The organism is Natronorubrum halobium, from assembly GCF_051351675.1.
In the GTDB taxonomy this organism is placed as follows: domain Archaea; phylum Halobacteriota; class Halobacteria; order Halobacteriales; family Natrialbaceae; genus Natronorubrum.
In genome coordinates this window covers 926,257-949,330 of the sequence record NZ_CP195595.1, presented here as the reverse complement: position 1 = coordinate 949,330, position 23,074 = coordinate 926,257, and the positions used below count along the sequence as shown (strand labels likewise).

Here is a 23,074-nt window from a genome sequence, read left to right as displayed (position 1 = left end):
CTAGATCTCGGGTTCGATGTACACTTTTCGCACCTGCTCGTCGTGATCTGTCAGCGCGCGCTCCATCTCGGTGATTCGATCGTCCATCGTCGTCGTGTCGAGGTCCGGATCGAACGCGACGTCGGCGGTGACGAGCAACTCCTCGGCGCCGAAGTAGACGGTTCGGAAGTCGACGAGTTCGGTGACGCCGTCCCAGTCGGCGATGATCGCGCGGAGTTCGTCCTCGGCGGGTTTCGAGAGACTTTCACCGAGCAGGAGTCGCTTGTTCTCCCAGGCCAGCGCGACGGCGAATCCCATGAGCATGAATCCGATGACGAGCGCGGCCCCGGCGTCGTAGAGCGGATTCCCGGTGGTCCGGGTGAGGTAGATACCGAAGAGTGCGATTCCCGCGCCCGCAAGCGCGATGGTGTCCTCGGTGAGTGCGGTCAGGGTCGTCACGTCACTGGTCTTCCGGAACGCCTCGCGGAAGGTCTCCCAGCCGTACTCGTCCATCTGGCGACTGATCCCCTGGTAGGCCTTCCAGAACGCGTAGGTCTCGAACGCGATCGCGCCGAGCAACACGGCGTAGTTGACGTAGACCGGGTCGAACGTCTGCCCCAGTAGCGTAACGTCCTCGCTGGCCCGGTGGACGCCACCCTCTTGCAGCGCGCTGTAGCCGTGGCGGGCGCTCTCCCAGCCGGCGATACCGAACAGCATCACGCTCACGAGAAAGCTGTAGAAGAACTGCGCCTTTCCGTGACCGAACGGGTGGCTCCGGTTGGCTTCCTGTGCACCGTACTTGATCCCGATCAGCAGGAAGATCTGGTTGCCAGTATCCGAGATCGAGTGGTACGTCTCCGAGAGCATCGCGGGACTCCCGGTCAGGAGAAAACCGCCGAACTTCAGGATCGCGATCGCGCCGTTTGCGAACAGTGCGGCGAGGACGACGGAGGTACTACTGGCCATCACCCCTCCATTCGACCGGCCGACGCAAAAGCGTCGGCCGTGTAACGACGGCGTTCGCATCCGAAAGTAACCTGTCGGGGACGGTCGAAGGACGACCATGATCGCGATTTTCTCGGATACGCACAGTTCCAGCGGACACGAACTCACCGGCGAGGCCCTGCGAGCGGCCCGCGAGGCCGATGTCGTGATCCACGCTGGCGATTTTACGAGCGAGGCCGCACTCGAGGCCTTTCAGGACGAGTGCGAGGTGTTCTTTCCCGTCCACGGGAACGCCGACAGCGCGGCCGTCCGCGATCGGTTGCCGACGGCCCGCGTCGTCGAGGAAGCCGGCGTCCGGTTCGCGGTGACGCATCGTCGGGACGGCGGAGAGACGGGGCTGGCGATGTTCGGCCGCTCTCGAGACGCCGACGTCGTCGTCTCGGGTCACAGCCACCGACCGACGGCCATCGAAACCGAGGACGTCCTCCTGTTGAACCCCGGTAGCCACGCCGATCCGCGCGGGAATCGGCCGGGGTTCGCCGTCCTCGAACCGCGAGCGGACGCCGACGCGGACGGGAAACGGGGTGACGAGGCGGACGACGGACGGAGACCGCTCGAGGGCGAGATCCGCGAACCGGACGGCACGGTTGTGGAGTCGTTCGAACTGACGGGGTCACGAGCGGATGCCGAAGGGGAATGATCGTCGGGACGAACGATCATGGGAACGATCGCGAGCACGAACGATGATCGGAACAGGGAGGTCAGTAAGAGTCGCGCGAGAGGACGGCCGTGGCGTCAGCGGGACCACGCGTCAGCGGGGTCGCGGTACCGAGAACACACTCGGAGGGCGGTGACGGCGGGAACGCGTCGGGACCGGGCGTCGTCCGGACCCGAAAATCGCCCGTTCGGACCGAACTGGCGGTCGGGAGTCGACGGAGGCTGCTGTGAGGGATGATCGAACGGACGGATGGTCTCGATCGCGGAGGTGGAGGGCCGACAATCGAGACGCATCGATAGCTACGCGAGCCGAGAGCATATACCCAGCGTAAGGTGAAAATCCGCTTTTAGTTACTGTACGGTCGGAGTACGTACCGTCGTACGACCAGCCGTCCACCGTTTCGCGATCGTATCGTGCCAACCCGGGGATAATTGAACGAGGTCGAAACGGTTTTGCACTCCGACACGGTAACGCTCTCGTATGCTGGGCTTCCTCCCCGACGATCCCGTTATCATCGTGATCGTGTTGATCCTCCTGTCGCTGGTCTTCTTCTCGTACCTGCTACTGCGCAAAACCATCCTCGAGTTCCGCGAGGGAATGGGTCGTTGATCGGTCTCAGATCGTGTCGAACGCGTCCTTGACGGCCTCGAGCGCCGTCTCGATGTCGTCCCGCGAGAGGTCCCGGTGAGTACAGCAACGGATCTTCGTCGGCCCGAACGGCGTCGCCAGTACGTTTCGTTCCTCGAGTCGCTCGAGCACCGCCTCCGTCTCCAGACTCGTCCCGGCGACGTCCACGAGGACGATGTTCGTCTCGGGTGCTCGTACGTCGAATCCGTCGATATCGGCCAGTCCGTCGGCCAGCAGCCGAGCGTGTTCGTGGTCGGTCTCGAGGTCGGAAACGTTCTCGAGCGCCTGCAGACCGGGAGCCGCGACGATACCGGCCTGTCGCATCCCGCCGCCGAGCAGTTTGCGGGTTCGTCGGGCGCGCTCGATGAATTCCTCGCTGCCAGCCAACATCGAGCCGACGGGCGCGCCGAGTCCCTTCGAGAGACAGAACATGACCGAGTCGACCGGGTCAACGAGTTCGGCTGCGGGGACGTCCAGCGCCGTCGCAGCGTTGAACAGTCGCGCACCGTCGAGATGGACCGGCACGTCGCGCTCGCGGGCCGCGTCGGCCGCCGCAGCGATTTCCTCGGGTGCGATGGCGAGTCCGCCCCGTGCGTTGTGGGTGTTCTCGAGACAGACGAGGCCGGTTCCGGGCCGGTGAAGGTCCTCCGCGACGTACTCGCCGGCGATCTGCGCCGGTGATGGGACACCGCGGTCGGTCTCGAGCATCCTGACCTGTAGGTCGGCGTGCTGGGCCAGCCCGCCGAGTTCGTACTTGACGACGTGGCTCTGGCGGTCCGCGAGCACCTCCTGGCCGCGCTCGGTGTGGACCCGGGCCGCGATCTGGTTCCCCATCGTTCCCGAGGGGACGTAGAGCGCGGCCTCCGTCCCCACCAGATCGGCCGCACGGGCCTCGAGGTCGTTTACCGTCGGGTCCTCGCCGTAGACGTCGTCGCCGACGTCGGCCGTTCGAGCGGCGTCTCGCATCGAGTCGTCTGGTTTCGTTACCGTGTCCGAGCGGAGATCGATCATGACTCGAGGTCCGTAGTGCGGGCAGAAATAGTCGACGGCGAGCGACGACGGGAGCCGACCACTTACGTTCACTCGCGCCAACAGGTTCGTATGGAGACTGACCGCGAGCCCGCAGCCGCCGGGACGGTCACCGGGCACGAGACGACCAGGGGAGGCGTGACGGTTCGAACCACGCATCCCGGCGGGAACGGCCGCGTGCTCGAGGTCGACGGCGACGCGGTCCGACTCGAACCGGAGACGAGGGATTCGACCCGGCGATGGTTCTACTGGTACGTGGACGTAGAGAGCGACGTGAGCCAGACCCTCCGACTCGAGTTCCCAGCCGACGAGGCGATCGGACCGCGCGGACCCGCAATCCGAGTTGGAAATCCCTGCGGCGGGCCGATCGGGGACGGAGCGTGGCAAGCGTGGCGCTGGCTCGGCCGCGAGCACCGCATCGACGCGAGCGCGTTTCGGTACACGTTCGAGGCGGGCGAACGGGTGCAGTTCGCCCTCTCGTTCCCGTATCAGCGAGCCGATTGCGACGCGTTCGCGTTCGAGTTCGAGTCGAACCCGAATCTAACGGTCGAGACGCTGACGACGACAGTGGGCGAGCGAGACGTCCCGGTTGCTCGTATGGGTGCACCCGACGCCGACCGCCACGTCGCACTCGCGGCCCGCCATCACGCCTGCGAGTCGACGGCCTCCTACGTGCTCGAGGGCGTCTGCCGGGAACTCCTCGAGTCCGACGACGAGGGGGACCTACTCGAGACCCATCGCATCCACGTCTATCCCTTCGGCGACCTCGACGGCGTCGAACGCGGCGATCCGGGGAAACACCGTGCACCGCACGATCACAACCGGGACTACGTCGACGCGAACGCGATCACCGACCTCGAGCCGCTGTATCCGACCACGGCCGCCGTCGCCGCGGATCTGCGGTCGCTCGGGTCCCTCGACCTCGCGCTGGACCTCCACTGCCCGTACAAGTGGAGCGGCGACATCAACGACCGGCCGTTCTTCGTGACCGAGCCGGACGTGGCGAGTGAGCCGCTTCGACGACTTGCGGCGCGACTCGAGGAGGCGACCCTCGAACGCGCCCGGGGGCCGCGCTCGACGACCGACGGCCCGACGCTCACCTTCGACGCGAGTCCGGGCGTCGGACTGGCGAGTTTCGACGGCCAGTCGGGGCTGTTGCACACCTTCGCTCGCTACTGTTCGCGGCTGGGTGCGGAACCGGCCGTCGCCCTCGAGGTGCCCTACGTCGGGACGAAACGGGATCCCGTAACGCCGGAGACGGTCCGGAAATTCGGACGGGATTTGGCCGTTTCGATTGCGGAGTAGACGAGCGGGAACGAGACTGGCGTGAACCGAACCAGTTCCGAGCGAAAGTTTCACTTTCGTGTCGTTTGTTGAGGAACCCATGTCAGCACCCAGTTCCGATCCCGACGCTGCGCCCGGCGCAGGCGGGCTGGACGATCGGTCGTGGGCGTTTACGAGACACGTCACACGGATCGTCGATCGGTTCGACGACCTTCGTCCGTTCGTGTTGGTTCCGTTTGTCCTGTCGGTTTTCGAGTTCGAGAGCGTTCGGCGGACGCTCGACTCGGGACGCAGCGACTTCTCGATCAACGTGGAATTCGCGCTTCCGACGCCGTTGCTCGACCTGTGGAGCTTCGTCGACCCGCCGGACCCCGCGTCGGCGGAACGCGTTCCCGAACCGGCCGTCGGGCCAGGAGACGGACCACGGCACACTGAACCGACGGGATCGACCGGCTCCGGCACCACCGATGTGACCATCGAGACGCCGTTCGAGACCGTCGTACTGCCCCTCGAGCCCGTCGACGGGGCAACGGTGGCGTGGCTCGGCGTCGCGCTGGTGCTGTACGCGGTGACTGCAGCGGTGATCGCCGCCGGGTATCTGGGTGGCATCGACCGTCGGCTTCGGGGCGAACCGGCGGCGATAGTCCCGTGTATCGTCCGGTATACGCCGGCGCTCCTCCTGTACTACCTCGTCCTCTTCGCGGCGTTCGCGGGGCTCGTGCCGTTCCTCGTCGCCGCACCGCTGCTGGTCCTATTCGTGATACCGCTAGTGATCGTTCTCGGCTACCTCTTCTACGCCGTTCCGTTCCTGATGGTCGTCGACGACGCGGAATTCCTCGAGGCGTTTCGTCGGTCCGCCCAGTTCGCGCTCGAGGGCGGTCCGTACGCCACGTTCGCTCTCGGGCACGTCGCCGTCGCCGTGCTGGTCTCGATCGGGCTATCGATGGTGGTCAGCACCGGGGGCATCGCGAGTGTCGCGATTGCGCTCGTCGTCGCGGCACCGCTCGCGTTCGTCCTCACGGCGGCAACGGTATCGCTGGTCCAGGAACTCGTCGGTGTCGACGGTTTCGAGGAGACGACAGATCGTCCCCGGACTGGGTCGAATCCAGACGACGAAGCCGGAATCGTACCCTGAAATACCGACGCCGGTGACGGACACCCGGCTTCGCATCGTGCACGAACACATCGAAATGCCAACGCTTTCGACGGACTCGAACGGAACCCGTCGTATGGGCGAACCCACTGGCCCCGGTACCCACCTCGTTTCGGCGCTCCGTCTCGCCGCGATCGTCCTGCTCCTCGTCGGCTTTGCCGGCTGGATGCTCGACGACGGCGGGGAGGTGAGCCTCGAGTCGCCGTTCACGCTCGCGTTCGGTGCCGGCGTCGCCTGCGCACTGGTATCGATCTACCTCGGGATCTTTCTGGCGAACAGGGACTGAGCTCCGCCCGGCATTTCGATTCGAAAACGGTATCCCGGCGTCGAGAGACGTGTGGCACATGGACCCACGTATCCGCGAACACGCCGAAATCATCGCAAATCACTCGGTCGATCTGCAGGAAGGCGACAACGTCGTCGTCGACGCTCACCCCGTCGCCGAGGACCTGGTCGTCGCCCTCCACGAAGTGATCGGCGACGCCGGCGCGAATCCGATGACGGTCAGCCAGCGAACGGGTGCCCGCCAGCGGCGCGCCTTTTTGCGGGCCGCAGACGACGATAGCGAGGCGCGTAGCGCCTCGAATGCGAGCGGTGGAACCGCGAGCTTCGACACTCCCGAGCACGAACTCGCGCTCATCCAGAACACGGACGTCTACATCGCGATTCGGGCCAGCGACAACGTCACCCAGACCGCGGACGTCGATCCCGAGACCAGCGCGGCCTACCAGCAGGCCCACCGACCGATCCTCGAGGAACGGCTCTCGACGCGCTGGTGTCTCACGCAGTACCCCGCACCGGCGAACGCCCAGCTCGCGGAAATGTCGACGGAGGGCTACGAGCGCTTCGTCTGGGACGCCGTCAACAAGGACTGGGACGAGCAGCGCGAGCACCAGGCCAACATGGTCGAGCTCATGGACCCCGCCTCGGAGATCCGCATCAAGAGCGGCGAGACGACCGACGTCACGATGTCGATCGACGGCAACCCGACGCTCAACGACTACGGCGAGCACAACCTGCCGGGCGGCGAGGTCTTCACCGCGCCACAGCCCGACAGCGTCGAGGGCGAAGTGCTGTTCGACATGCCGCTGTACCACCAGGGTCGCGAGATCACGGACGTCTACCTCGAGTTCGAGGGCGGCGAAGTGGTCGACCACTCGGCCGCGAAGAACGAGGAGGTCCTGACTGAGGTCCTGAACACGGACGACGGTGCCCGCCGACTGGGCGAACTCGGCATCGGGATGAACCGCGACATCGACCGATTCACCTACAACATGCTGTTCGACGAGAAGATGGGCGATACGGTCCACATGGCCGTCGGTCGCGCCTACGACGACACCGTCGGCGAGGAGAACGAGGCCAACGACTCCGCGGTCCACGTGGACATGATCGTCGACATGAGCGAGGACTCGATCATCGAGGTCGACGGGGAAGTGGTGCAGGAAGACGGGACGTTCGTGTTCGAGGAGTAGCGCGGTTCAGAACGACCGACGCGAGTCGCGGAGACGGGTTTCAGGGCTAACCGATCACCCGTTGAACCGGGGATCGTGAGCGGGCGTCGGTGAGCCGAACGGGACGCAGCTTCTCCGGCCGAGCGGGGAGTCGGTCACCGTCTCATTCAGACGCTTTGGACCGAACGAACTCGAGGGTCTCCTCGAGGCGGTCGTAACGCCAGTAGCGCAACTCGCGCGATCGAGAATCGTACTCGATGACGCCCACCGCCGCCAACTTCGGGAGATGAGTGTGTCGGAGCACCGCCTCGATCCGGTCGCGATTCGGTCGCTCGCCGCTTCGCTCGGCCTCCCGATTACGGAGGTGTTCGACGAGTTCGTCGACGGTCGTCGGACGGTCGGAAGCGCTAGCGAGGAATTGCAGGATTTCGCGCCGGCTACGGTGAGCGACCACGTCGAGTATCGTGTCCATCGAGAGGTCACCGCCGGAGCCAGTCAGTTCGTCTGTCTTCGGCTCCGACTCCCCGTCGCGTTCGCGGTCTGTATCGTCAATCACAGTTCGAATCGATCCCCCCATCGAAGCCGATACCGCCCTCGGCCGGGGAGAGAAATTCCCCGTTAGGAACGTATCGAACGCCTCGAGCGGTTTCGATCGTGCTTGCGAGTGGTTCGGTCGGAACAACCCGGAGAATCGTCAGTCCGCCGGTCGATCGAGGGGACGGCCGTTCCCGAGCGTCCGAACGTCCGAGATCCGCGCCGGTCATCAGTGACCCTCCGAAAGCGACTGCTGAACGCGTTTCGACTCGGGTGTGAGTCCGACCGCCGTTTCGAGTTCGGAGAGCCACTCGTCGACCGTATACGTTCGCTCGCGACCCTCGCGTGCTCGTTCCGTGTACGGGAGGACCCCTCGGAGCGCCCCGCTCTCCGCGTCCGCCTCGGCGTTCGCGTCGTACACTGCCAACGTCACGATCGGGACCCGCGTTCGTTCGTACGGTTCGTCACCCCCGATTCCGAACGCCGAGGCCGGGATTTCCCGTCGACGGAACGCCGGCTCGAGCGATCCGTTCCGCCGGTCGGCCCACTGCTCGAACTCGGACACGAGTTCGGCTCGTGTTAGCTCGCGCTCGTCGGCCGACTCTGCGGATGCGTGGGGTTCCGGTGGCCAGTGGGAGAGCCGATACTCGAGTAGAGAGCCGTGTTCACAGAGCCGCTGTAACCGATCGACGACGGTGTCGATCGTCCCGCGGAGCGGCGCGGGGATACTGGATCGAACGTAACAGTCGACCCGGAGGTCGGCCCGTGAATCGATGTCGACCGCTGGGAGGCCCTCGGCGTTACCGGACGGCATACTCGTCCTCCGTCCGCGGAACGCGGTTCGGCACGATGAGGGGCTCGAGCGCACTTGCTATCGATAGACGTGCGTTCGGCGACGCTATCTGCTGGGTACTCGTGGACATCGTTACCGTCTGTGAGAGAGAATCACATAAAGATAGAATGTGTCAAACACCCTCATATCGCGGAGAAAACAACGTCCGGTAGTGGTACAATCAAGTAGTATTATCGGATCATAATCCCGTATCGAAGGTGGTGTTATAGCGATTCAAGGAGAATACCCGCCCGACTCTCGAAGGGCGCTACTCCCGAGGAACACCCGAAAGCGAGAGAATGGATCCTCGTCGAGTACGAAACTCGGCCCGGCGTCACCGTCGAGAACTACGATAAGTTCGAGCCGTCTACGACGAGTCAAACGGGAATTCGACCGAAATGATGTCCACGAGTGGTCGCTACCCGGCGACCAGTCGTGTATGGCCTGACAAACCTAAGTTGGCCGCAGGCCAATGCATGTTCCCGTCGGATAACGTCTCGATCCCAACATAGTTGGGTGCGCGCCGGGCGAGACGAGCAGGGCCGAACGAGGTGCCCCGTTTCTATCGGTCTCGACCGTCGGCTTCCGACGCTCGAGCGCGAACGGAGGGTCGGTTCCAATCGGAGATCTGCCTCCGAGTTTATTGTCCCCGAGACGCAATTAGACGTATGACCATCCTCGTCGCGTACGACGGTTCGGCACCGGCACAGAAGGCAGTGAAGCGCGCGTTCGACGAGTATTCCGACGAGGAGATCGTTCTGTTGCGCGTCGTCGACGTCTCGGACGGCTACACTGAGGCGAGCATCAAAGCCGTCCACGACCTGCTCAGCGACCGTCGCGAGACGGCCGCCGAGAAACTGCGCGCGGATCTCCCGGAGATCGTCGACACCGCGGACGTCGACTTCCGGACGGAGACCGCCGCTGGAGATCCCGCACGCGAGATAGTCAAATTCGCGGAAGAACACGACGTCGACCACATCGTCGTCGGCAGCCACGGCCGAAAGGGCGTCTCGCGGGTGCTGCTCGGCAGCGTGGCCGAACGAGTCGTCCGCCGAGCACCCGTTTCCGTGACCGTCGTCCGGTGATCGATTCTACCGGGTCTCGTGAGTGCGTCTACGAAGCGTCGTCCGCGTCCTCGAGAAGCAGGACGTCACCGACCTGCCCTTCCGGCTGGTACTCACAGCGGTAGGTCGCCATCTCGGGGGTCGCTTCGAACGCGAGCGTCTCGGTCTCTCCGACGGTCTCGTTGCCGTCGGTCGAGTAGCCGTCGACGACCTCGCGGTCGTCGTCCCAGAACGCGATGTTGTGGTGGATGCCGTCCATATTCTCCCAGGTGAGTTCGTACTCCCGGCCCGCCTCGAGCACGAGCGTCGGGTTCTCGACGCGGTCGATGGCGGCCGGTTCGACGCCGACCCAGCCCCCGACGTGGCCGTCGAACCGAATCTCCTCGACGTCCCGCCACGCGTCCGGGTCGACGTCACCCTCGACGAACTCGGCTTCGTCCACGACTGGGTCGGGCTCGTCGTCCTCCCGGCCGTCGTTCGAGTCCGTTCCAAGGCAGCCGGCGGCGGACACGACTGTGAGCGTCCCGGCCACTCCCGAGAGGAGCGTCCGCCGGTCCGTGCTGTACGGTGCCATTATCGGTGCTACGCGCGGGAACGGAATAAGTCGCAGTTCACTCGAGACGGACGGTCGTCGCGTAAAGAACGTCGAACCGCAACGAGGTCCGCGGCGATTTCAGTCGATCAGATCCGCGACCATTCCGGAGACAAACTCGAGTTCGTCCTCGTTGACGCCGTGACCCATCCCCTCGTAGAGGCGTTTGGTGACGTCGGCGTTCATGGCCTCGAGGACGTTCGCCGTCTCGTGGACGCGTTCTTCGGGAATGTGCGGGTCGACGTCGCTACAGCCGAGGAAGGCCGGGGTTCCCTCGAGAGTCCCCGCAGCGGCGTAATCGTCGGGATCGACCGACTCGCCGATGAGTCCGCCGCTCAGGGCTGCGAGACCGCCGTAGCGTCGCGGGTTGCGAGCGACGAACTCGCTGGCGAGACAGGCGCCCTGTGAGAAGCCGACGAGCACGACGCGCTCGGTGGGGATGCCGGCCTCGTTCGCTCGCTCGATCGCGTCCGCGATGGCCCGCAGGCCCGACGTTCGCCCCGGTTCGTTCTGCTCGACGGGGGCGAGAAACGAGTTCGGGTACCAGGTGTTGCGCGCGGCCTGCGGCGCGAGGAGTGCGACGCCGTCCCGATGGAGTTCGTTCCCCATCTGGACGATGCTCCGGGCGGTCGCGCCGCGTCCGTGAGTGAGCACGAGCGCGGCCTCCGCGTCCGCGAGATCCGTCCCGCCGGTGACGAGGGGCTGGTCCTGATGCGGGCCGTCGACGTCGTACGCGGCGCTCATCAGAGCCCACCGGTGCCCGTACTGGCGTCCGGAAGATCGTGCTCGACGACCTCGAGGCCGAGCGCCTCGATCGCGCCGCGGAGATGTTCGTCTTTCGCGTAGTCGGCGCCGTCTTCCTCGCGAAGTTCCTGTGCCTTCGCCAGGATCTCGCCGCGGCGGTCGTTGGGAATCTCGTACTTATCCGCCGAGAGTTCGATGACGAGGCCGTTGTTGTCCGTAGTGTAGATCGAGTGGAAGATGCCGCGGTCGAAGATATTGTACTGGTGGCCGGCGTCCTCGAGTGCCTGCATGGTATCCTCGTAGTCCTCGGGATCGACGCTGAAACAGAGGTGGTGGACGGCGCCGACGCCGCCGCGCTGACCGCGCTGGTTGGAGGGGCGGTCGTCGCTGACGAAGAACGTCAGGATACGGCCGTCACCCGTGTCGAAGAACAGGTGCGTCTGCGAGGGATCGTCGAGGTTGGGCTGGCGGAGGACGAGGGGCATGCCGAGGACGTCCTGATAGAACGCAATCGTATCCTCCTCGTTGCTCCCCCAGATGGTGACGTGGTCGGTACCCGTCATGTGGACGGGGCTGTCCGGTAATTCGGCCGTGACTGGGTTCTGAGTTTCGTTAGCCATGGTATGGATCGTGGGGTGTTATTCTGCGAGCTGTTCGCCGAAGAGACGCGACGCGTCGGCGGGAACGTCGAAGTCGTGGTAGTGTTCCCCACGTACGGCCGACAGGATGTTGAGTGCTGCGGCGGCACCGTCGCCGACCGCGATGGCTGCCTGCCACTCCTCGGGGCGGACCATCGCCCCCGTCGCGTACGCACCCGGGACGCTCGTCTCCATGTCGACGCCGACGTCGACGACGTCCGCGTCGGTCAACTCGCAGCCGAGTTCGGCTGCGAGGTCGCGGTTGGCACCCGTCGCGAGGACGACGTAGTCGGCCTCGGAGGAGTCCTCGTCGGTCTCGACTGCGAACCCGCCGTCGGTCTCGCTGACGGCGGTCACCGGTTCGCCCTGCCGTCGGTCGACGCCGAAGTCGTCGACCTGCTGGCGTGCGGTCGCCATGAACTCGCTGCCGCCGACCGAGCCGATGCCGAGGTAGTTGAACAGGTGTGCCTTGTGCATCCACGTCTCGTCTGTGTCGAACACCGTCGTCTCGAGGCCGTTCTTCGCGGTAAACAGCGCCGCACTCAATCCGGCGGGGCCGCCGCCGACGACGATCACCGACGCGTCAGTTCCGTTGTCATCTCCGGTCGTCTCGGTAGTCATGTAGTTACACTATGTTACTGGACGGGTATGAACCCAGCAGAGACGCCGGAACAACCACGTAACACTCGTGTTAGTGGGACGGTCGAGGTCTCGAGAGTACCGTGCTTCCGGCGGTTTTGATATCCGTAGTGGCGAGTTACGCGTTGCTTGAAACGTCCGTTTTCCCTGCGTATTCGCCCCCTACCCCCAATACATAACCTGCGCACGCAGGCTCAACCGCTTCACGTAGTACCGGCCTACCCTGCAATCCACAGGAGAGAATCACTGGACGGCGACGCCGAACCCGCACACTGTGTTCGCGTTCAGCGTTCGTCGTCCGGCAGCTAGTGTCGGCCCGGTGACGACCCGCCCGAGGGCCCCGCAACTACAGTAATCCAACGGAGCCATCCATGAAAACCAGCCTCGAGGTGGAATACTGGGTCATCGACGACGACGGCGACCTGGTTCCGCCCGGACCACTGCTCGATCTTTCGGAGCAGATCGATCCCGAATTCGTCGAACCGATGCTCGAGATCAAAACGACGCCGTGCCAGTCGATGGCCGAACTCCGCACGGAGTTCCGCAGTCTCATCGCCACGACCGTCGACGCGGCACGCCGGCAGAACAAACGACTCGTTCCGCTGGCGACGCCGCTGCACGCGGGCCCCGAAGAGGTCCCCTACCGCGATAAGCAAGGGACTGACCTCCAGCGCCGGATCGTCGGACCGGCGTTCGAGGACGCCCGCGTCTGTGCCGGCACGCACATCCACTTCGAACAGTCGAACGTCGTCGAGCAGCTAAACACGCTGACGGCGCTCGATCCCGCGTTCGCACTCGCCAACAGTTCGTCGCACTACCGCGGCGAACGCCTCCTCGAGTGCGCTCGTCCGTTCCTCTACCGACGGTCGTGCTACGAAGCCTGTCCCGAACAGGGCCAGCTCTGGCCCTACGTCGACAGCGTCGAGGAGTGGGAGACCCTCCTCGACGACGCCTACGACTGCTTCCGCGAGCGCGCACTCGATCACGGCGTCGATCCGGACGATTTCGACGACGAGTTCGACCCCTACGACGCGGTCTGGACCCCCGTTCGACTGCGCAAAGCGATGCCGACCGTCGAGTGGCGCTCGCCCGACACGGCGCTGCCGAGTCAGATCCTCCACCTCGCGGAGGAAGTTCGATCTATCGTCACGCACGCCGACGCCCGCGGAACCGTCGTCGGCGACGACTCGAGCGTCGACGGTGCCGTCCCGCTGCCCGAGTTCGAGACGGTCCAGGAGATCACCGACAGCGCGATCTACGACGGTCTGAGTGACTCGAACGTCCGGAACTACCTGCAGAAACTCGGGTTCACGCCGTCGACGTACGACCCGCTCGTAGATCGACTCCCCGGCTCGCGGCTCACGAAGCGACAGGCGAAACGACTTCGGCTCGAGGCGGCGAGGCAACTCGAGGCCGACCTCGCGACCCAGCCTGCGCGGGCCTGAGTCCGATTTTCGTGTTCCCGTGGCGAAGCCGTCCCGAGATCGAGCGTCGAAGACGGCCGTCACCGGGTCGGCGGACTCCGTTCGTCGACCGGATCGGAATCCGCCCTAACGGACGCGTAGACGCGCTCGGCCCACTCGCGGGCGATAGGCGAGTCGGTGTCGACGAACACTTGCATCAGGCCCGTGGTCTCGTCGTAGCCACCGATACCGACGCGGTCGTCGAAGAGCGCGAGTCCGTACGGGAGGTCGCCGCGCGTCCGAAGCGTCAAGTGTCCGCGCTCGATCGCGTCGGTAGCCCGATCGGGATAGGTCTGGAACAGTTTCTCCACGATGTGCGGGAGGTAGACGATCTCGGTGTCGGTTTCGTCGAACACCCGCTGGTGGAACTCGCCCAGGATCAGTGGGGCCATGTGCGTCGTATTGAACCCCCGGAAGGTCTCCGACTCGTCGACGAGTGCGATGAACCGCTCGACCGGCCCGTAGGGATCGTCCGGTTCGGCGACGGTAACCGTCGCGTCCACGAACGGTTCGACGACGAACTCACGGTGGTCCGCACAGATCGAATCGAGAAGCGGGGTTAGTCTGTGTGTGGTTCGCACGTTCGCTTCGAACCGGAGTAACTCCTCCGCGACGACTTCGCCGCGCCAGGTCAACCGATATCGACTATCGACCTTCTCGACGAGATCCCGCTCGTCGAGCCACTGCGTGTACCGGTGGCTCGTCGCCCGCGAAACGTCGAGACGCGATTCGATCTCCCGGCGGTCGAGCGGTTCCGAAAGCAGCGCCTCGAGGACCGGACCGTGCCGGACGATGTCGATGAGCAGGTCCGTGTCGACGCGGTCGCCCGCGGCGTCCAGACGCTCGCCGAGATAGCGACGGTTCCGTTCGTTCTCCAGAATGGCCTCGAAGACCGGAGAGCCGGGCGGCTGTCGATCGTCGGCCAGTTGTTCGTCTCGATCGGAGTCCATGGAACTCACTTGCTAGAGGGAGGCTATCAAGGATAGTAACTCTACCCGTACTCGTCTCGAGATCCGTCTCACCCGCTGTAACGGTGCACTCGACGCCGAACGCTGCTCGATAGGTGAGGCCAACGCCCGTCGCGTCGTCTGGTTCGGCATGGGACGACAGGCAATCACTCACGACCAGTTAGCACAGTTCGAGACGACGTTTCACGGAACCCTGATCCGGCCCGACGACGGTGCGTACGACGACGCCCGCGCCGTCTGGAACGGACTGATCGACAAGTACCCTGCCCTCGTGGCCCGGTGTCGTGGCGTCGCCGACGTCGTCGATGCGGTGACGTTCGCCCGCGATCTCGAGCTCCCGGTGTCGGTTCGCAGTGGTGGCCACAACGTCGCGGGGACCGCCGTCTGCGATGACGGACTCGTCGTCGACCTCTCGGAGATGCGGGGTGTGTGGGTAGACCCCGACGCACGGACGGCGCGCGTCCAGGCCGGCGCCACGTGGGCGGATGTCGATCGCGAAACCCAGGCGTTCGGTCTCGCAACGCCCGGCGGGGTCGTCTCGGCGACCGGTGTCGCGGGGCTCACCCTCGGCGGCGGAATCGGACACCTCCGCCGCAAGCACGGCCTGACCTGTGACAACCTCGCATCGGTCGAGCTGGTGACGGCGGACGGCAAGTTTCTGACCGCTAGCGCAGACGAGAACGAGGACCTCTTCTGGGGGCTCCGCGGTGGCGGCGGCAACTTCGGAGTCGTCACGACCTTCGAGTTCGACCTCCACCCGGTCGGTCCCGACGTGGCGACCTGCGTGGTGTTTTATTCGAGCGACCGGTTGGCCGAGTGTCTGCGAGCGTACCGCGAGTACGTCGCGTCTGCGCCCGAGGAAATCTCTACCCTCGCGTCAGCAGGCGCGATGCCGGACGAGGAGCTGTTTCCGGCGGACGCGGTGAACGAACGTAAGATCGGCATTATCGGCTGCTATGCCGGCTCGATCGAAGACGGCGAGCGTGCGCTGGCGCCCCTGCGGGAACTTGGCGAGCCGATCGCCGACGTCAGCGGGACGATCCCGTACGCGGAACTCCAGCAGCTCTTCGACGAGGAGTATCCGGACGGAATGCGGTACTACTGGAAGTCGCTGTACCTCGACGGACTGTCGAACGCCGCCATCGATCGGATCGCCTCCTGGGCCGACGTCGCACCCTCGCCGCTATCGACCGTCGACGTCTGGCAGTTGGGAGGCGCAATCGCTCGGGTCGACACCGAGGACAGCGCGTTCTCGGGACGACACGCGCCGTTCCTCCTCGGCGTGGAGGCGAACTGGGAACGCCCCGAAGACGACGACGCCAACCTCGAGTGGGTACGCGACTGTCTCGACGATATGCGCCAGTTCTCGGACGGGACGGTCTACCTGAACTTCCCCGGGTTCTTCGAGGAGGGCGAGGACATGATGGAGACCACGTTCGGGCCGGCGTACGAGCGGTTAGTCGCGTTGAAAGACGAGTACGATCCGACGAACGTATTCAGCCGGAACCAGAACGTCGCTCCGTCCGGCGGCGCTCTGAACGACGGCGAGACGCGCCACAGCGCTCGAAACGACGGTGGATCAGACCGTGAGTGATCACGACGACGAACCGGCGGCGGTTTCGTGGCGGGCGTCGACGGCGCAGGTCGTACTGGTGAGCGTGATGGTGGTGGCGCTGGGGGTCCTCGGACCCTCACTCAGCGAGCCCGGACGGGCTGCCGTCACGGTCGGGATCGTGTTGGCCGAAGCGATCGCGCTGTACGTCGGCTACGGTGCGCTCGCTCGAGCCGCCGACCCGGTCGTCCGTGAACGGCTCGTGAGTCACTGACCGTGGAGATCCTCGGTCTCGGTGTCGTGACGATCGCCTTCTTCGTCGGGTTCGGCCTACTGATCGGCGTCCTCTTCGGATTCTTCGGAATGGGAGGATCGTTCCTCGTGACGCCGGTGTTGCTGGTGCTCGGCTATCCGGCGACGGTCGCCGTCGGAAGCGGCCTCGCGTTCGTCTTCGGGACGAGCGTTATCGGTTCGCTCAGACACCGCGCCCACGATCAGATCGACTACAGGCTAGCGGCGATACTGATCCTCGGACTGACGCTCGGTATCGAGGTCGGCAGGCGAGTCGTGTTCCTGCTCGACGAACTCGGTAGCGCCGACGTCGTCGTCGGCCTGGTCTACGCGGGTCTCCTCGGCGCGGCCGGATTGTTCGTACTTCGAGACGTTCGTACTGACGACACCCTCGTCGAACCGGTCGGAATCGCCACCGCGGTGCAGGCAATCGAACTCCCGCCTATGATGACGGTATCCGGCGGTGCAACCATCTCGGGGTGGATCGTGCTCGCCGTCGGCCTGGGGATCGGCACCCTCTCGGGATGCCTCGGCGTCGGCGGCGGATTCCTTCTCCTCCCCGTCATGATCTACGGGTTCGGCGTTCCCGCTGCGGTCGCCGCTGGAACCAGTCTCCTTCAGATCACGGTTTCGGGTGCGTTCGGGACGTTCGTCTACGCCCTGTCGAACGCCGTCGACGTCCCCGTCGTCGCCGCGATGCTCGTCGGGAGCGCGCTCGGAGCACGCGTCGGCGTCGGTGCGACACGTCTCGCGGACGAGACCGACGTCAAGGGGTACTTCGCGGTCGTGCTGCTCGCCGGAAGTGTCGCCACCGCGAGCGAGCAGATAGGTGACGCGTACGGTGTCGAGGTGCTCGCTACCGTCAGCGTCGTCCTCATCTTCGCGTCTACACTGCTGGTCAGCGGTGCGATCGTCCACGCGTCGATCGCTTCGCTCGAGGGGAACGCGTAGCGATCACCATGCTACTCAAGCGATCGGGAACCGGCGCTCGAGCGTCAGTGCAGTCGATCGAGCCACCGCCGGCCGGTCCGGAGGTCGGCCGGGATTTCGTCGCCGAACGCACACCGCGTTCGCTCCGTCTCGCAGGGGTTGCCCATCCCGACCTCGATCACCGGCGAGCCGCCCTCGAAGATCGCCGTGCTCGCCGTCGTCAACTGCCCGAACGCGTGCGGTTCGTCCGTCTCGGGCTCCGGATGGCGACAGATCGAGTCGTCGCCCGGACCGTTCGCGTGATCCTGCGCGAACGTCCACAGGTCGTCGCGGTCGAGTCGATCCGCGCCCTCGAGCAACTCGAGCGATCGCTCGCGTCGGTCCGCCGAACTCTCGGTCCGCGTGGACTCCGAGTTCACGAAGTGATTCGTTCTGGTCACGACGGGGTCGTCGTCGACGGCGATCCGCTCGGCCACCGGATCGACCTCGAGCAGGGCGGCGTCGGACGCGTCCGCCAGAAACAGCGTCTGGCCGCAGAGGTGGCGCGTCGGATAGGATTCGAGCAGCTCGCGGGCCTCGTCGATGGACGCACACTCCTCGAGGAGCATTCGGATGACGGTCCCGTTTCGAAGCTGGTTCTCGGGGTCGACGTCGTCGCGTTCGCTGTCGATGTAGGTGTTCGCCGCGACGAGACCTTGATCGTTGACGCCCTTGAAGATCGAGATCGTCCCGCAGGTGTCGACGGTCAGGAAGCCGTAGTAGTCGTCGATCGGCGGCTGTTCGACGATCGACTTCGGTCGCGTTCCTCGGCCCGCGATATCCCGGTTCTTGAGGACGAGCGGCCCGGAATCGCTGGCACCCGGGTCGGCAGTCGTATCGGCAGTACCGGTGTCGAATCCGCCGTCCGACTCGACCCTCGGCGGCGCAGCGAGCGCGTTCGTACACCCCTTCGGGTTCTTCTCGGATCGGCCCTCCCCGTCGGCCAGTTCCTCGCAGAGTTCCGAGTAGGCGAAGACGTAGACGTCGTAGACGTCCGGATCGACGTCGAACACCTCGGCCATCGCCTCGTAGGCCCGCAGGTGGCGATCCGGGAGGCTCTCCCGACTCCGCCGGCCGTACTCGAGCATCGGCTCCAGATCGATACCCCGTTCGTCGATGATCGACTCGAGTTCGTCGATGGCCCACTCGACGGCCTCGCGCTCGGTCTCGGCTCGGCGGCGTGCCTGTTCGGCGAAGCTATCGGATCCGGCGATGCCATCGGTAGATGCGCTCGTGTCGACGGCCGTGTCGTCCATAGAGGGCAGTTGGACTCGATGGGGTTGTATCGTCGGCCTGAAAAGGTATGCTGTGGGACGAGGAGACAGATCTCCCTGACGCTCGCCACTGGGAGTAGTTGCCCGATAAGCTACGCGCGAAAGGGTGTACGCACGTCGGCAGCGGGGATGGTGATCGTCGCGTGTCGCGATGATCGGTGATTTCCCCCCTATCCCCAGTGTGATGCCGTCGACCGGCTCTGCCGACGTGGGTACGAACGGTGTCAGCGATCATTACGTTGTCGGAGTGAACAGTGTTGGCGAGACAGTAGCTCGAGCACGTGGCGTGTACCGGCTCTGGTGAACCGGCGGAACGCCGTTGAAACGGGCCACTAGCGCCGACCTGATCAGTCCTGTCCTCGAGCGCGCCCAGGCTGGTCGCGATTCCGTCCGCGTCCACGACCCTTCCCCGGATGGTCATCGTCGTCTGCAGACGGCTCGTAGGCATCGAACAGCGGGAACGAATCGTCGAACACGTCCGTCTCGAGGATCGACGGCTCGCCGGCCAGGTTGTTCGTCTCGTCGCGGACGGCGTCGTCGTTGAACCGGAGGTCCGTGTTGAGTCCCTTCGCGAGCGCGTTCAGGTTTCCGACGTGGTCGTCCGTCGCCTCGGCACTGCCGAGTAGGATCACGGCGCCGCCGTCGTTGCGGTACTGCCGGAGGGCGATGATCTCGTCCGTCTCGAGTTCGCGTTCCGGCGCGGTGACCAACACTGCACGGGGCGTCGTCGACTCGGCCGGCAGCGTGTTCGCGAGGTCGTTGACCTGCCGGAGCCGGAGGCCGACGCCCTCGAGATACCGGAGGAAGTACTGACAGCGCTCGAGGGAGATCGAACCGGGCGCGTTGAACTGGCCCTGCCCACCCGCGATGAGGACGTCGCCGGCGGCGGCCGAGAGGGAGTCGATCAGGTTCGCGAGGAACGGGAAGTTGCCGTACTCGCTGGTGTCCGCGGGGAACTCCTCGGCTTCCTCGTACTGCTCGTGGATGAGGAGGCCGCCGACGAGCGCGATGCGTTTTCGTTCGTCGACGCCGACCAGTGGGGCCTCGTCGTACTCGACGCCGTCGTCGCCGAGGTCCTGCGTCGCGGTCTCGGCGGCGTAGACCGGAACGCGCTCGTCGCGAAGCCGACCGCCGTCGCGGCCCCGACGGCTGCGGATGCTCCGGGCGTCGGGGACGAACAGGTCCTCGACGGGCTCGTTTCGGATCTCTGTGAGCGCGTCGAAGTCCGCGGCCGACCAGATGCCACGGCCGTCGGCGAGCGCGTCCTCCTCGAGCGCCGACCACTCGTCGTGGTTCGAGAAGCCGGAGGAGTAGACCCGCGCATAGCCCTCTTCGACGGCCTGTCGGTTGTAGTTCACCACAAAGTCGCCCGTTTCGGCGTCGGCCCCGAACGCGTCGGGATCGTAGTGCACGTACGCCAACAGCCGCCCGTAGTTACCCCGGAGCGGTTCGACGGGATCGAACGTCAGCTTGATCCGGCGGCCCTCGATGTCGGCCTCGTCCAGACTCGCGTCCTCGGGAGCCATGAGATCGAGCGAGAACTCCGTTGCCTCGGCTCCCCAGTCGTAGAGATGCTCGTCCGCGTCGTCGGGAATGCCGAACCACTCCTCGGGGTCGTTTTGCGCCGGCGGCGTCTCGGCGGTGTCGAACCCGACGGTTCGGACCGTGTCGCGGTAGCCGAACTCGGAGTCGAACTCGACCTCGAAGGAGTCGCCGTCGAAGACGCGAACGACGCGACCGTAGTACGCCTCGCCGCGTTCGAACTCGATCCCGACGCCGTTCCGGTCCGTCAGGTACTCGTCCGGCACCGCGAACGCCGTCGCGACGGGGACGTATTCGGGACCCGCGTTCTGCACCTCGTCTTCGACCTGTCCGCCGTTGAACCGGAACGCTAGATCGAGGTGGTCGGCAATGTCGTTCAGGTTCTCGGTTCGGTCGTTCCCGCCGAAATCGGACTGGTCGAACAGGAAGACGGCCCCGCCGTCGTCGACGAACGACTGCAGCCGCTCGAGTTCGGACTCCCAGAACTCCCATTCGGGGGTAGTGATCACGAGGCCGTCGGCGTCCGCGAGGCCGAGTTCACCCTCGCCGTCGTCCTCGAGGTACGCCGCGTCGAACGCCGTCGTCGTGAAGACGAACTCGCTCCAGCCCGTTTCCTCGTCCTCGACCTGGTCCGCGTTGAACCGGAACGCGAGGTCGAGCGCGTCGGCGATCTCGTTCAGAGAGTCGGTCTCGTCGTGGCCGCCAAACTCGGACTGATCGTGCAGGAAGACGGCCCCGCCGTCGTCGACGAACGCCGACAGCGCCTCGAGTTCGTCGGCCGTAAACGCCTCCTCGGGCGTCGTGACGACGACCGCGTCGGCGTCGTCCTCGAGAACCGCCAGCAGGTCCTCGGTCGCCTCGACGTCGTACCCCTCGCTCTCGGCGTCGGCGATAAAGTCCTCGAACTGCCAGGCACCGTAGTACTGGTCGTGGCTCTCGTCCCAGTAGACGGTGTCGCCGTCGATCACCTCGTCCCAGAGCGCCCGGACGAATTCGTCGTTCGCGTCGTGGTCGTTCTCGTCGTCGACGAACGGCGCGCCGAAGCCGACGACCGAGCCGTCCCTCGAGACCAGCGGAATCGACTCGTCGTCGCCGTAGCGATACGCGCCGTCCTCGTTCTCGTCCACGTTGGAGGCCGTCTCTTCGGCCCAGACGAGGACGTGCTCCTCATCGGTGAGCGCCCCGCCGCCGGGGGCGATCTGGCTCGCCGTCGAGTAGAACTCGAGGTCGGGGTCGTCGGTCCCCGCGTCGAACGCCGTCAGCGCCCGAACGTCGTAGCCGTTGGCCTCGGCGTAGTTCCGGAAGATGTCGTGACTCTCGAGGTCCCAGTACTGCTGGTGGCTCTCGTCCCAGAGCACCGTGCTGTCGGGCCCCATCAGTTCGTCCCAGACGTTCAGGACGAACTGCTCGTTGTCCATCGAAAAGCCGCCGCGCTCGTCGCTCAGGAAGCCGGCCGATCCGATCCCCATCACGGAGCCGTCTTGGGAAATCAGGGGAATCCGCTCGTCCTCGTAGAACTCGACGTCGTCCTCGTCGGTCACGTCCGAGGCCGTCATCACGTACGCGTCGGGCGACGCCCACGCGACCACGTGGTCCTCGTCGGTCAACGGGTCGCCGTTGGCGTCGGTCTGGCTCGCCGTCGAGTAGAAGGAGAGGGCGTCGAGTTGGTCGCTCGAGTCCCCACGCTCCGTCGATACGGCTCCACTCGCCGACCCGGACAGCGCGAGTGCACCTGCTCCGGCCCCGAGTAGCGACAGGAACGACCGCCGTTCGACCGTCGAATCACTCTCGATAGTTGAACGTACCATGGACCCAATGTCTCGGTGGTTAATAAAAAAGTTGGTAATAGTAAACCAAACACGTTCCGTGACTGCTAGTGGCATCCATAGCGGTGTATCGAAGGAAACAAACCCGATACGATGCGGTATTTCAGGCGGATATCCTGAAGATAATCGTTCGTTTCCCTACCAGAAATTGGTCGACGTTCGGTGAAAAAACGGGCGCGATGGGATTCGAACCAAAGCCAGTCGGTCGTCTCACTCCGTTCTCACGTCCGCTCGTCACAAAATCGCGGGCGCGATGGGATTCGAACCACGGTCGCAGCAAGCTGCTCCCTGATTCGAATCCCACGTGCCGGTTCATTCGTCGCTGCGCGACTCGTTACACGGGCGCGATGGGATTCGAACCCACGACCGTCGGATGTCTTCCCCCACCGCATCCGCGACGGGGATAGAAGTCCGACGCTCTATCCGGACTGAGCTACGCGCCCTCGAGTACGAATCCACGACCAAATGGCATAAGCAGTGTGGATTTCGGTTCCCCTCAGCCGTGGAATCGATACAGCGACGTGACGAACGGCAGCCGGTTGGCCAGCCAGATGGCGACCGGGAGTCCGACGATCGTCACCGCCAGAAACGCGGCGAGGTTGGCCCAGAAGAAGCTGAGCCACCAGCCGACGAAGACGAAGTAGAGCGCTCGTACGACGAGCGAGTGCTGGCCGCGGGCCAGGTTGGGGTTCGTGAACGACCGCGGTTCCGCCAGCGTCAGCACCGTCGGGACGAGGTTGATCAGTTTGATTCCGATCGGTGCCAGCACGACGGTCACGTTCAGGAACCACGCCAGATTGACCACGATCGGCGTCGCCCACCAGCCGATGACCAGAAACCAGAGCGCTCGAACGAGGAGGGATCGCTGCGTCACGGTCGACGGTGGGGCGGACAGGGAGATAACCGCACCGATCTCACCGACTGCTCGCCGACTGAACTGGGCACTCTCGAGTGCCGCGT

The 23,074-nt window shown here is 65.1% G+C and carries 23 protein-coding genes, 1 tRNA gene and 1 pseudogene; 12 read left to right on the top strand and 13 right to left on the bottom strand.

Going from position 1 to position 23,074, the window contains the following annotated elements; translation table 11 throughout:
* A complete protein-coding gene (locus ACSFC7_RS04660) occupies positions 1 to 945 on the bottom strand; it encodes a cation diffusion facilitator family transporter (protein WP_436346591.1) in 945 nt (314 codons plus the stop codon).
* Between the two features lie 97 nt (positions 946 to 1,042).
* Here ACSFC7_RS04660 and ACSFC7_RS04655 point away from each other — a divergent pair, with 97 nt between their 5' ends.
* Positions 1,043 to 1,624 carry a metallophosphoesterase gene (locus ACSFC7_RS04655; RefSeq protein ID WP_436346590.1) on the top strand — a complete coding sequence of 194 codons (582 nt, stop codon included), beginning with the start codon at positions 1,043 to 1,045 and terminating at the stop codon, positions 1,622 to 1,624.
* A 498-nt stretch (positions 1,625 to 2,122) separates the two neighbouring features.
* Positions 2,123 to 2,251: a DUF7859 family protein gene (locus tag ACSFC7_RS04650; protein ID WP_006092488.1), complete on the top strand. Its 129-nt coding sequence runs from the start codon at positions 2,123 to 2,125 to the stop codon at positions 2,249 to 2,251.
* Between the two features lie 6 nt (positions 2,252 to 2,257).
* On the opposite strand, the gene ACSFC7_RS04645 is transcribed toward ACSFC7_RS04650, so the two are convergent.
* Positions 2,258 to 3,280 (bottom strand): threonine aldolase family protein, encoded by a 1,023-nt coding sequence (locus ACSFC7_RS04645; RefSeq protein WP_436346589.1) that lies wholly within the window; start codon positions 3,278 to 3,280, stop codon positions 2,258 to 2,260.
* Positions 3,281 to 3,370: 90 nt separating this feature from the next.
* Between ACSFC7_RS04645 and ACSFC7_RS04640 the strand changes: the two genes are divergently transcribed.
* The 4 genes from ACSFC7_RS04640 (at position 3,371) to ACSFC7_RS04625 (ending at position 7,207) form a co-directional block, all read left to right on the top strand.
* A complete protein-coding gene (locus tag ACSFC7_RS04640; protein ID WP_436346588.1) occupies positions 3,371 to 4,603 on the top strand; it encodes a M14 family zinc carboxypeptidase in 1,233 nt (410 codons plus the stop codon).
* Between the two features lie 79 nt (positions 4,604 to 4,682).
* On the top strand, positions 4,683 to 5,717 hold the full coding sequence (locus ACSFC7_RS04635; RefSeq protein WP_436346587.1) for a hypothetical protein: 1,035 nt from the start codon (positions 4,683 to 4,685) through the stop codon (positions 5,715 to 5,717).
* Between the two features lie 94 nt (positions 5,718 to 5,811).
* On the top strand, positions 5,812 to 6,021 hold the full coding sequence (locus ACSFC7_RS04630; protein WP_436346586.1) for a hypothetical protein: 210 nt from the start codon (positions 5,812 to 5,814) through the stop codon (positions 6,019 to 6,021).
* Positions 6,022 to 6,079: 58 nt separating this feature from the next.
* Positions 6,080 to 7,207: an aminopeptidase gene (locus tag ACSFC7_RS04625; protein ID WP_436346585.1), complete on the top strand. Its 1,128-nt coding sequence runs from the start codon at positions 6,080 to 6,082 to the stop codon at positions 7,205 to 7,207.
* Positions 7,208 to 7,349: 142 nt separating this feature from the next.
* Here ACSFC7_RS04625 and ACSFC7_RS04620 read toward each other — a convergent pair whose 3' ends face one another.
* Positions 7,350 to 7,742: a DUF7344 domain-containing protein gene (locus tag ACSFC7_RS04620; protein WP_436346584.1), complete on the bottom strand. Its 393-nt coding sequence runs from the start codon at positions 7,740 to 7,742 to the stop codon at positions 7,350 to 7,352.
* Between the two features lie 207 nt (positions 7,743 to 7,949).
* Positions 7,950 to 8,534, bottom strand: a complete 585-nt coding sequence (locus ACSFC7_RS04615; protein WP_436346583.1) for an HTH domain-containing protein — start codon at positions 8,532 to 8,534, stop codon at positions 7,950 to 7,952.
* 267 nt (positions 8,535 to 8,801) lie between these two features.
* On the opposite strand from ACSFC7_RS04615, the pseudogene ACSFC7_RS04610 reads away from it, so the two are divergent.
* Positions 8,802 to 8,932: pseudogene (locus ACSFC7_RS04610) on the top strand (RNA-guided endonuclease TnpB family protein); the annotation flags it as partial.
* 288 nt (positions 8,933 to 9,220) lie between these two features.
* Positions 9,221 to 9,637: a universal stress protein gene (locus tag ACSFC7_RS04605; RefSeq protein ID WP_436346582.1), complete on the top strand. Its 417-nt coding sequence runs from the start codon at positions 9,221 to 9,223 to the stop codon at positions 9,635 to 9,637.
* A gap of 28 nt (positions 9,638 to 9,665) precedes the next feature.
* On the opposite strand, the gene ACSFC7_RS04600 is transcribed toward ACSFC7_RS04605, so the two are convergent.
* The 4 genes from ACSFC7_RS04600 to ACSFC7_RS04585 form a co-directional block, all read right to left on the bottom strand.
* Positions 9,666 to 10,190, bottom strand: a complete 525-nt coding sequence (locus tag ACSFC7_RS04600) for a cupredoxin domain-containing protein (protein ID WP_436346581.1) — start codon at positions 10,188 to 10,190, stop codon at positions 9,666 to 9,668.
* A 99-nt stretch (positions 10,191 to 10,289) separates the two neighbouring features.
* A complete protein-coding gene (locus ACSFC7_RS04595; RefSeq protein ID WP_436346580.1) occupies positions 10,290 to 10,952 on the bottom strand; it encodes an alpha/beta hydrolase in 663 nt (220 codons plus the stop codon).
* Positions 10,952 to 11,572 carry a VOC family protein gene (locus ACSFC7_RS04590; protein ID WP_436346579.1) on the bottom strand — a complete coding sequence of 207 codons (621 nt, stop codon included), beginning with the start codon at positions 11,570 to 11,572 and terminating at the stop codon, positions 10,952 to 10,954. Before ACSFC7_RS04590 ends, ACSFC7_RS04595 begins: the two co-directional genes overlap by 1 nt.
* 18 nt (positions 11,573 to 11,590) lie before the next feature.
* Positions 11,591 to 12,211: an FAD-dependent oxidoreductase gene (locus ACSFC7_RS04585; protein WP_436346578.1), complete on the bottom strand. Its 621-nt coding sequence runs from the start codon at positions 12,209 to 12,211 to the stop codon at positions 11,591 to 11,593.
* A gap of 389 nt (positions 12,212 to 12,600) precedes the next feature.
* Here ACSFC7_RS04585 and ACSFC7_RS04580 point away from each other — a divergent pair, with 389 nt between their 5' ends.
* Positions 12,601 to 13,674: a glutamate-cysteine ligase family protein gene (locus ACSFC7_RS04580; protein WP_436346577.1), complete on the top strand. Its 1,074-nt coding sequence runs from the start codon at positions 12,601 to 12,603 to the stop codon at positions 13,672 to 13,674.
* Positions 13,675 to 13,733: 59 nt separating this feature from the next.
* Here ACSFC7_RS04580 and ACSFC7_RS04575 read toward each other — a convergent pair whose 3' ends face one another.
* Positions 13,734 to 14,642, bottom strand: a complete 909-nt coding sequence (locus ACSFC7_RS04575; RefSeq protein WP_436346576.1) for a helix-turn-helix transcriptional regulator — start codon at positions 14,640 to 14,642, stop codon at positions 13,734 to 13,736.
* Positions 14,643 to 14,790: 148 nt separating this feature from the next.
* On the opposite strand from ACSFC7_RS04575, the gene ACSFC7_RS04570 reads away from it, so the two are divergent.
* The 3 genes from ACSFC7_RS04570 to ACSFC7_RS04560 are packed head-to-tail and all read left to right on the top strand — an operon-like array spanning position 14,791 to position 17,454.
* Positions 14,791 to 16,254, top strand: a complete 1,464-nt coding sequence (locus tag ACSFC7_RS04570) for an FAD-binding oxidoreductase (protein ID WP_436346575.1) — start codon at positions 14,791 to 14,793, stop codon at positions 16,252 to 16,254.
* On the top strand, positions 16,247 to 16,486 hold the full coding sequence (locus ACSFC7_RS04565) for a DUF7512 family protein (RefSeq protein WP_436346574.1): 240 nt from the start codon (positions 16,247 to 16,249) through the stop codon (positions 16,484 to 16,486). Before ACSFC7_RS04570 ends, ACSFC7_RS04565 begins: the two co-directional genes overlap by 8 nt.
* A 2-nt stretch (positions 16,487 to 16,488) precedes the next feature.
* Positions 16,489 to 17,454, top strand: coding sequence for a sulfite exporter TauE/SafE family protein (locus tag ACSFC7_RS04560; protein ID WP_436346573.1), 966 nt, complete (start codon positions 16,489 to 16,491; stop codon positions 17,452 to 17,454).
* Between the two features lie 44 nt (positions 17,455 to 17,498).
* On the opposite strand, the gene ACSFC7_RS04555 is transcribed toward ACSFC7_RS04560, so the two are convergent.
* The 4 genes from ACSFC7_RS04555 to ACSFC7_RS04540 form a co-directional block, all read right to left on the bottom strand.
* On the bottom strand, positions 17,499 to 18,728 hold the full coding sequence (locus ACSFC7_RS04555) for a C45 family autoproteolytic acyltransferase/hydolase (protein WP_436346572.1): 1,230 nt from the start codon (positions 18,726 to 18,728) through the stop codon (positions 17,499 to 17,501).
* 365 nt (positions 18,729 to 19,093) lie between these two features.
* The gene (locus ACSFC7_RS04550) at positions 19,094 to 22,096 is read right to left on the bottom strand and encodes a DUF4350 domain-containing protein (protein ID WP_436346571.1); all 3,003 of its coding nucleotides are present in this window, start codon (positions 22,094 to 22,096) and stop codon (positions 19,094 to 19,096) included.
* 357 nt (positions 22,097 to 22,453) lie between these two features.
* Positions 22,454 to 22,557, bottom strand: a tRNA-Arg gene (locus ACSFC7_RS04545).
* Between the two features lie 53 nt (positions 22,558 to 22,610).
* Positions 22,611 to 22,988, bottom strand: coding sequence for a YccF domain-containing protein (locus ACSFC7_RS04540; protein ID WP_436346570.1), 378 nt, complete (start codon positions 22,986 to 22,988; stop codon positions 22,611 to 22,613).
* Between the last annotated feature and the right edge of the window lie 86 nt (positions 22,989 to 23,074).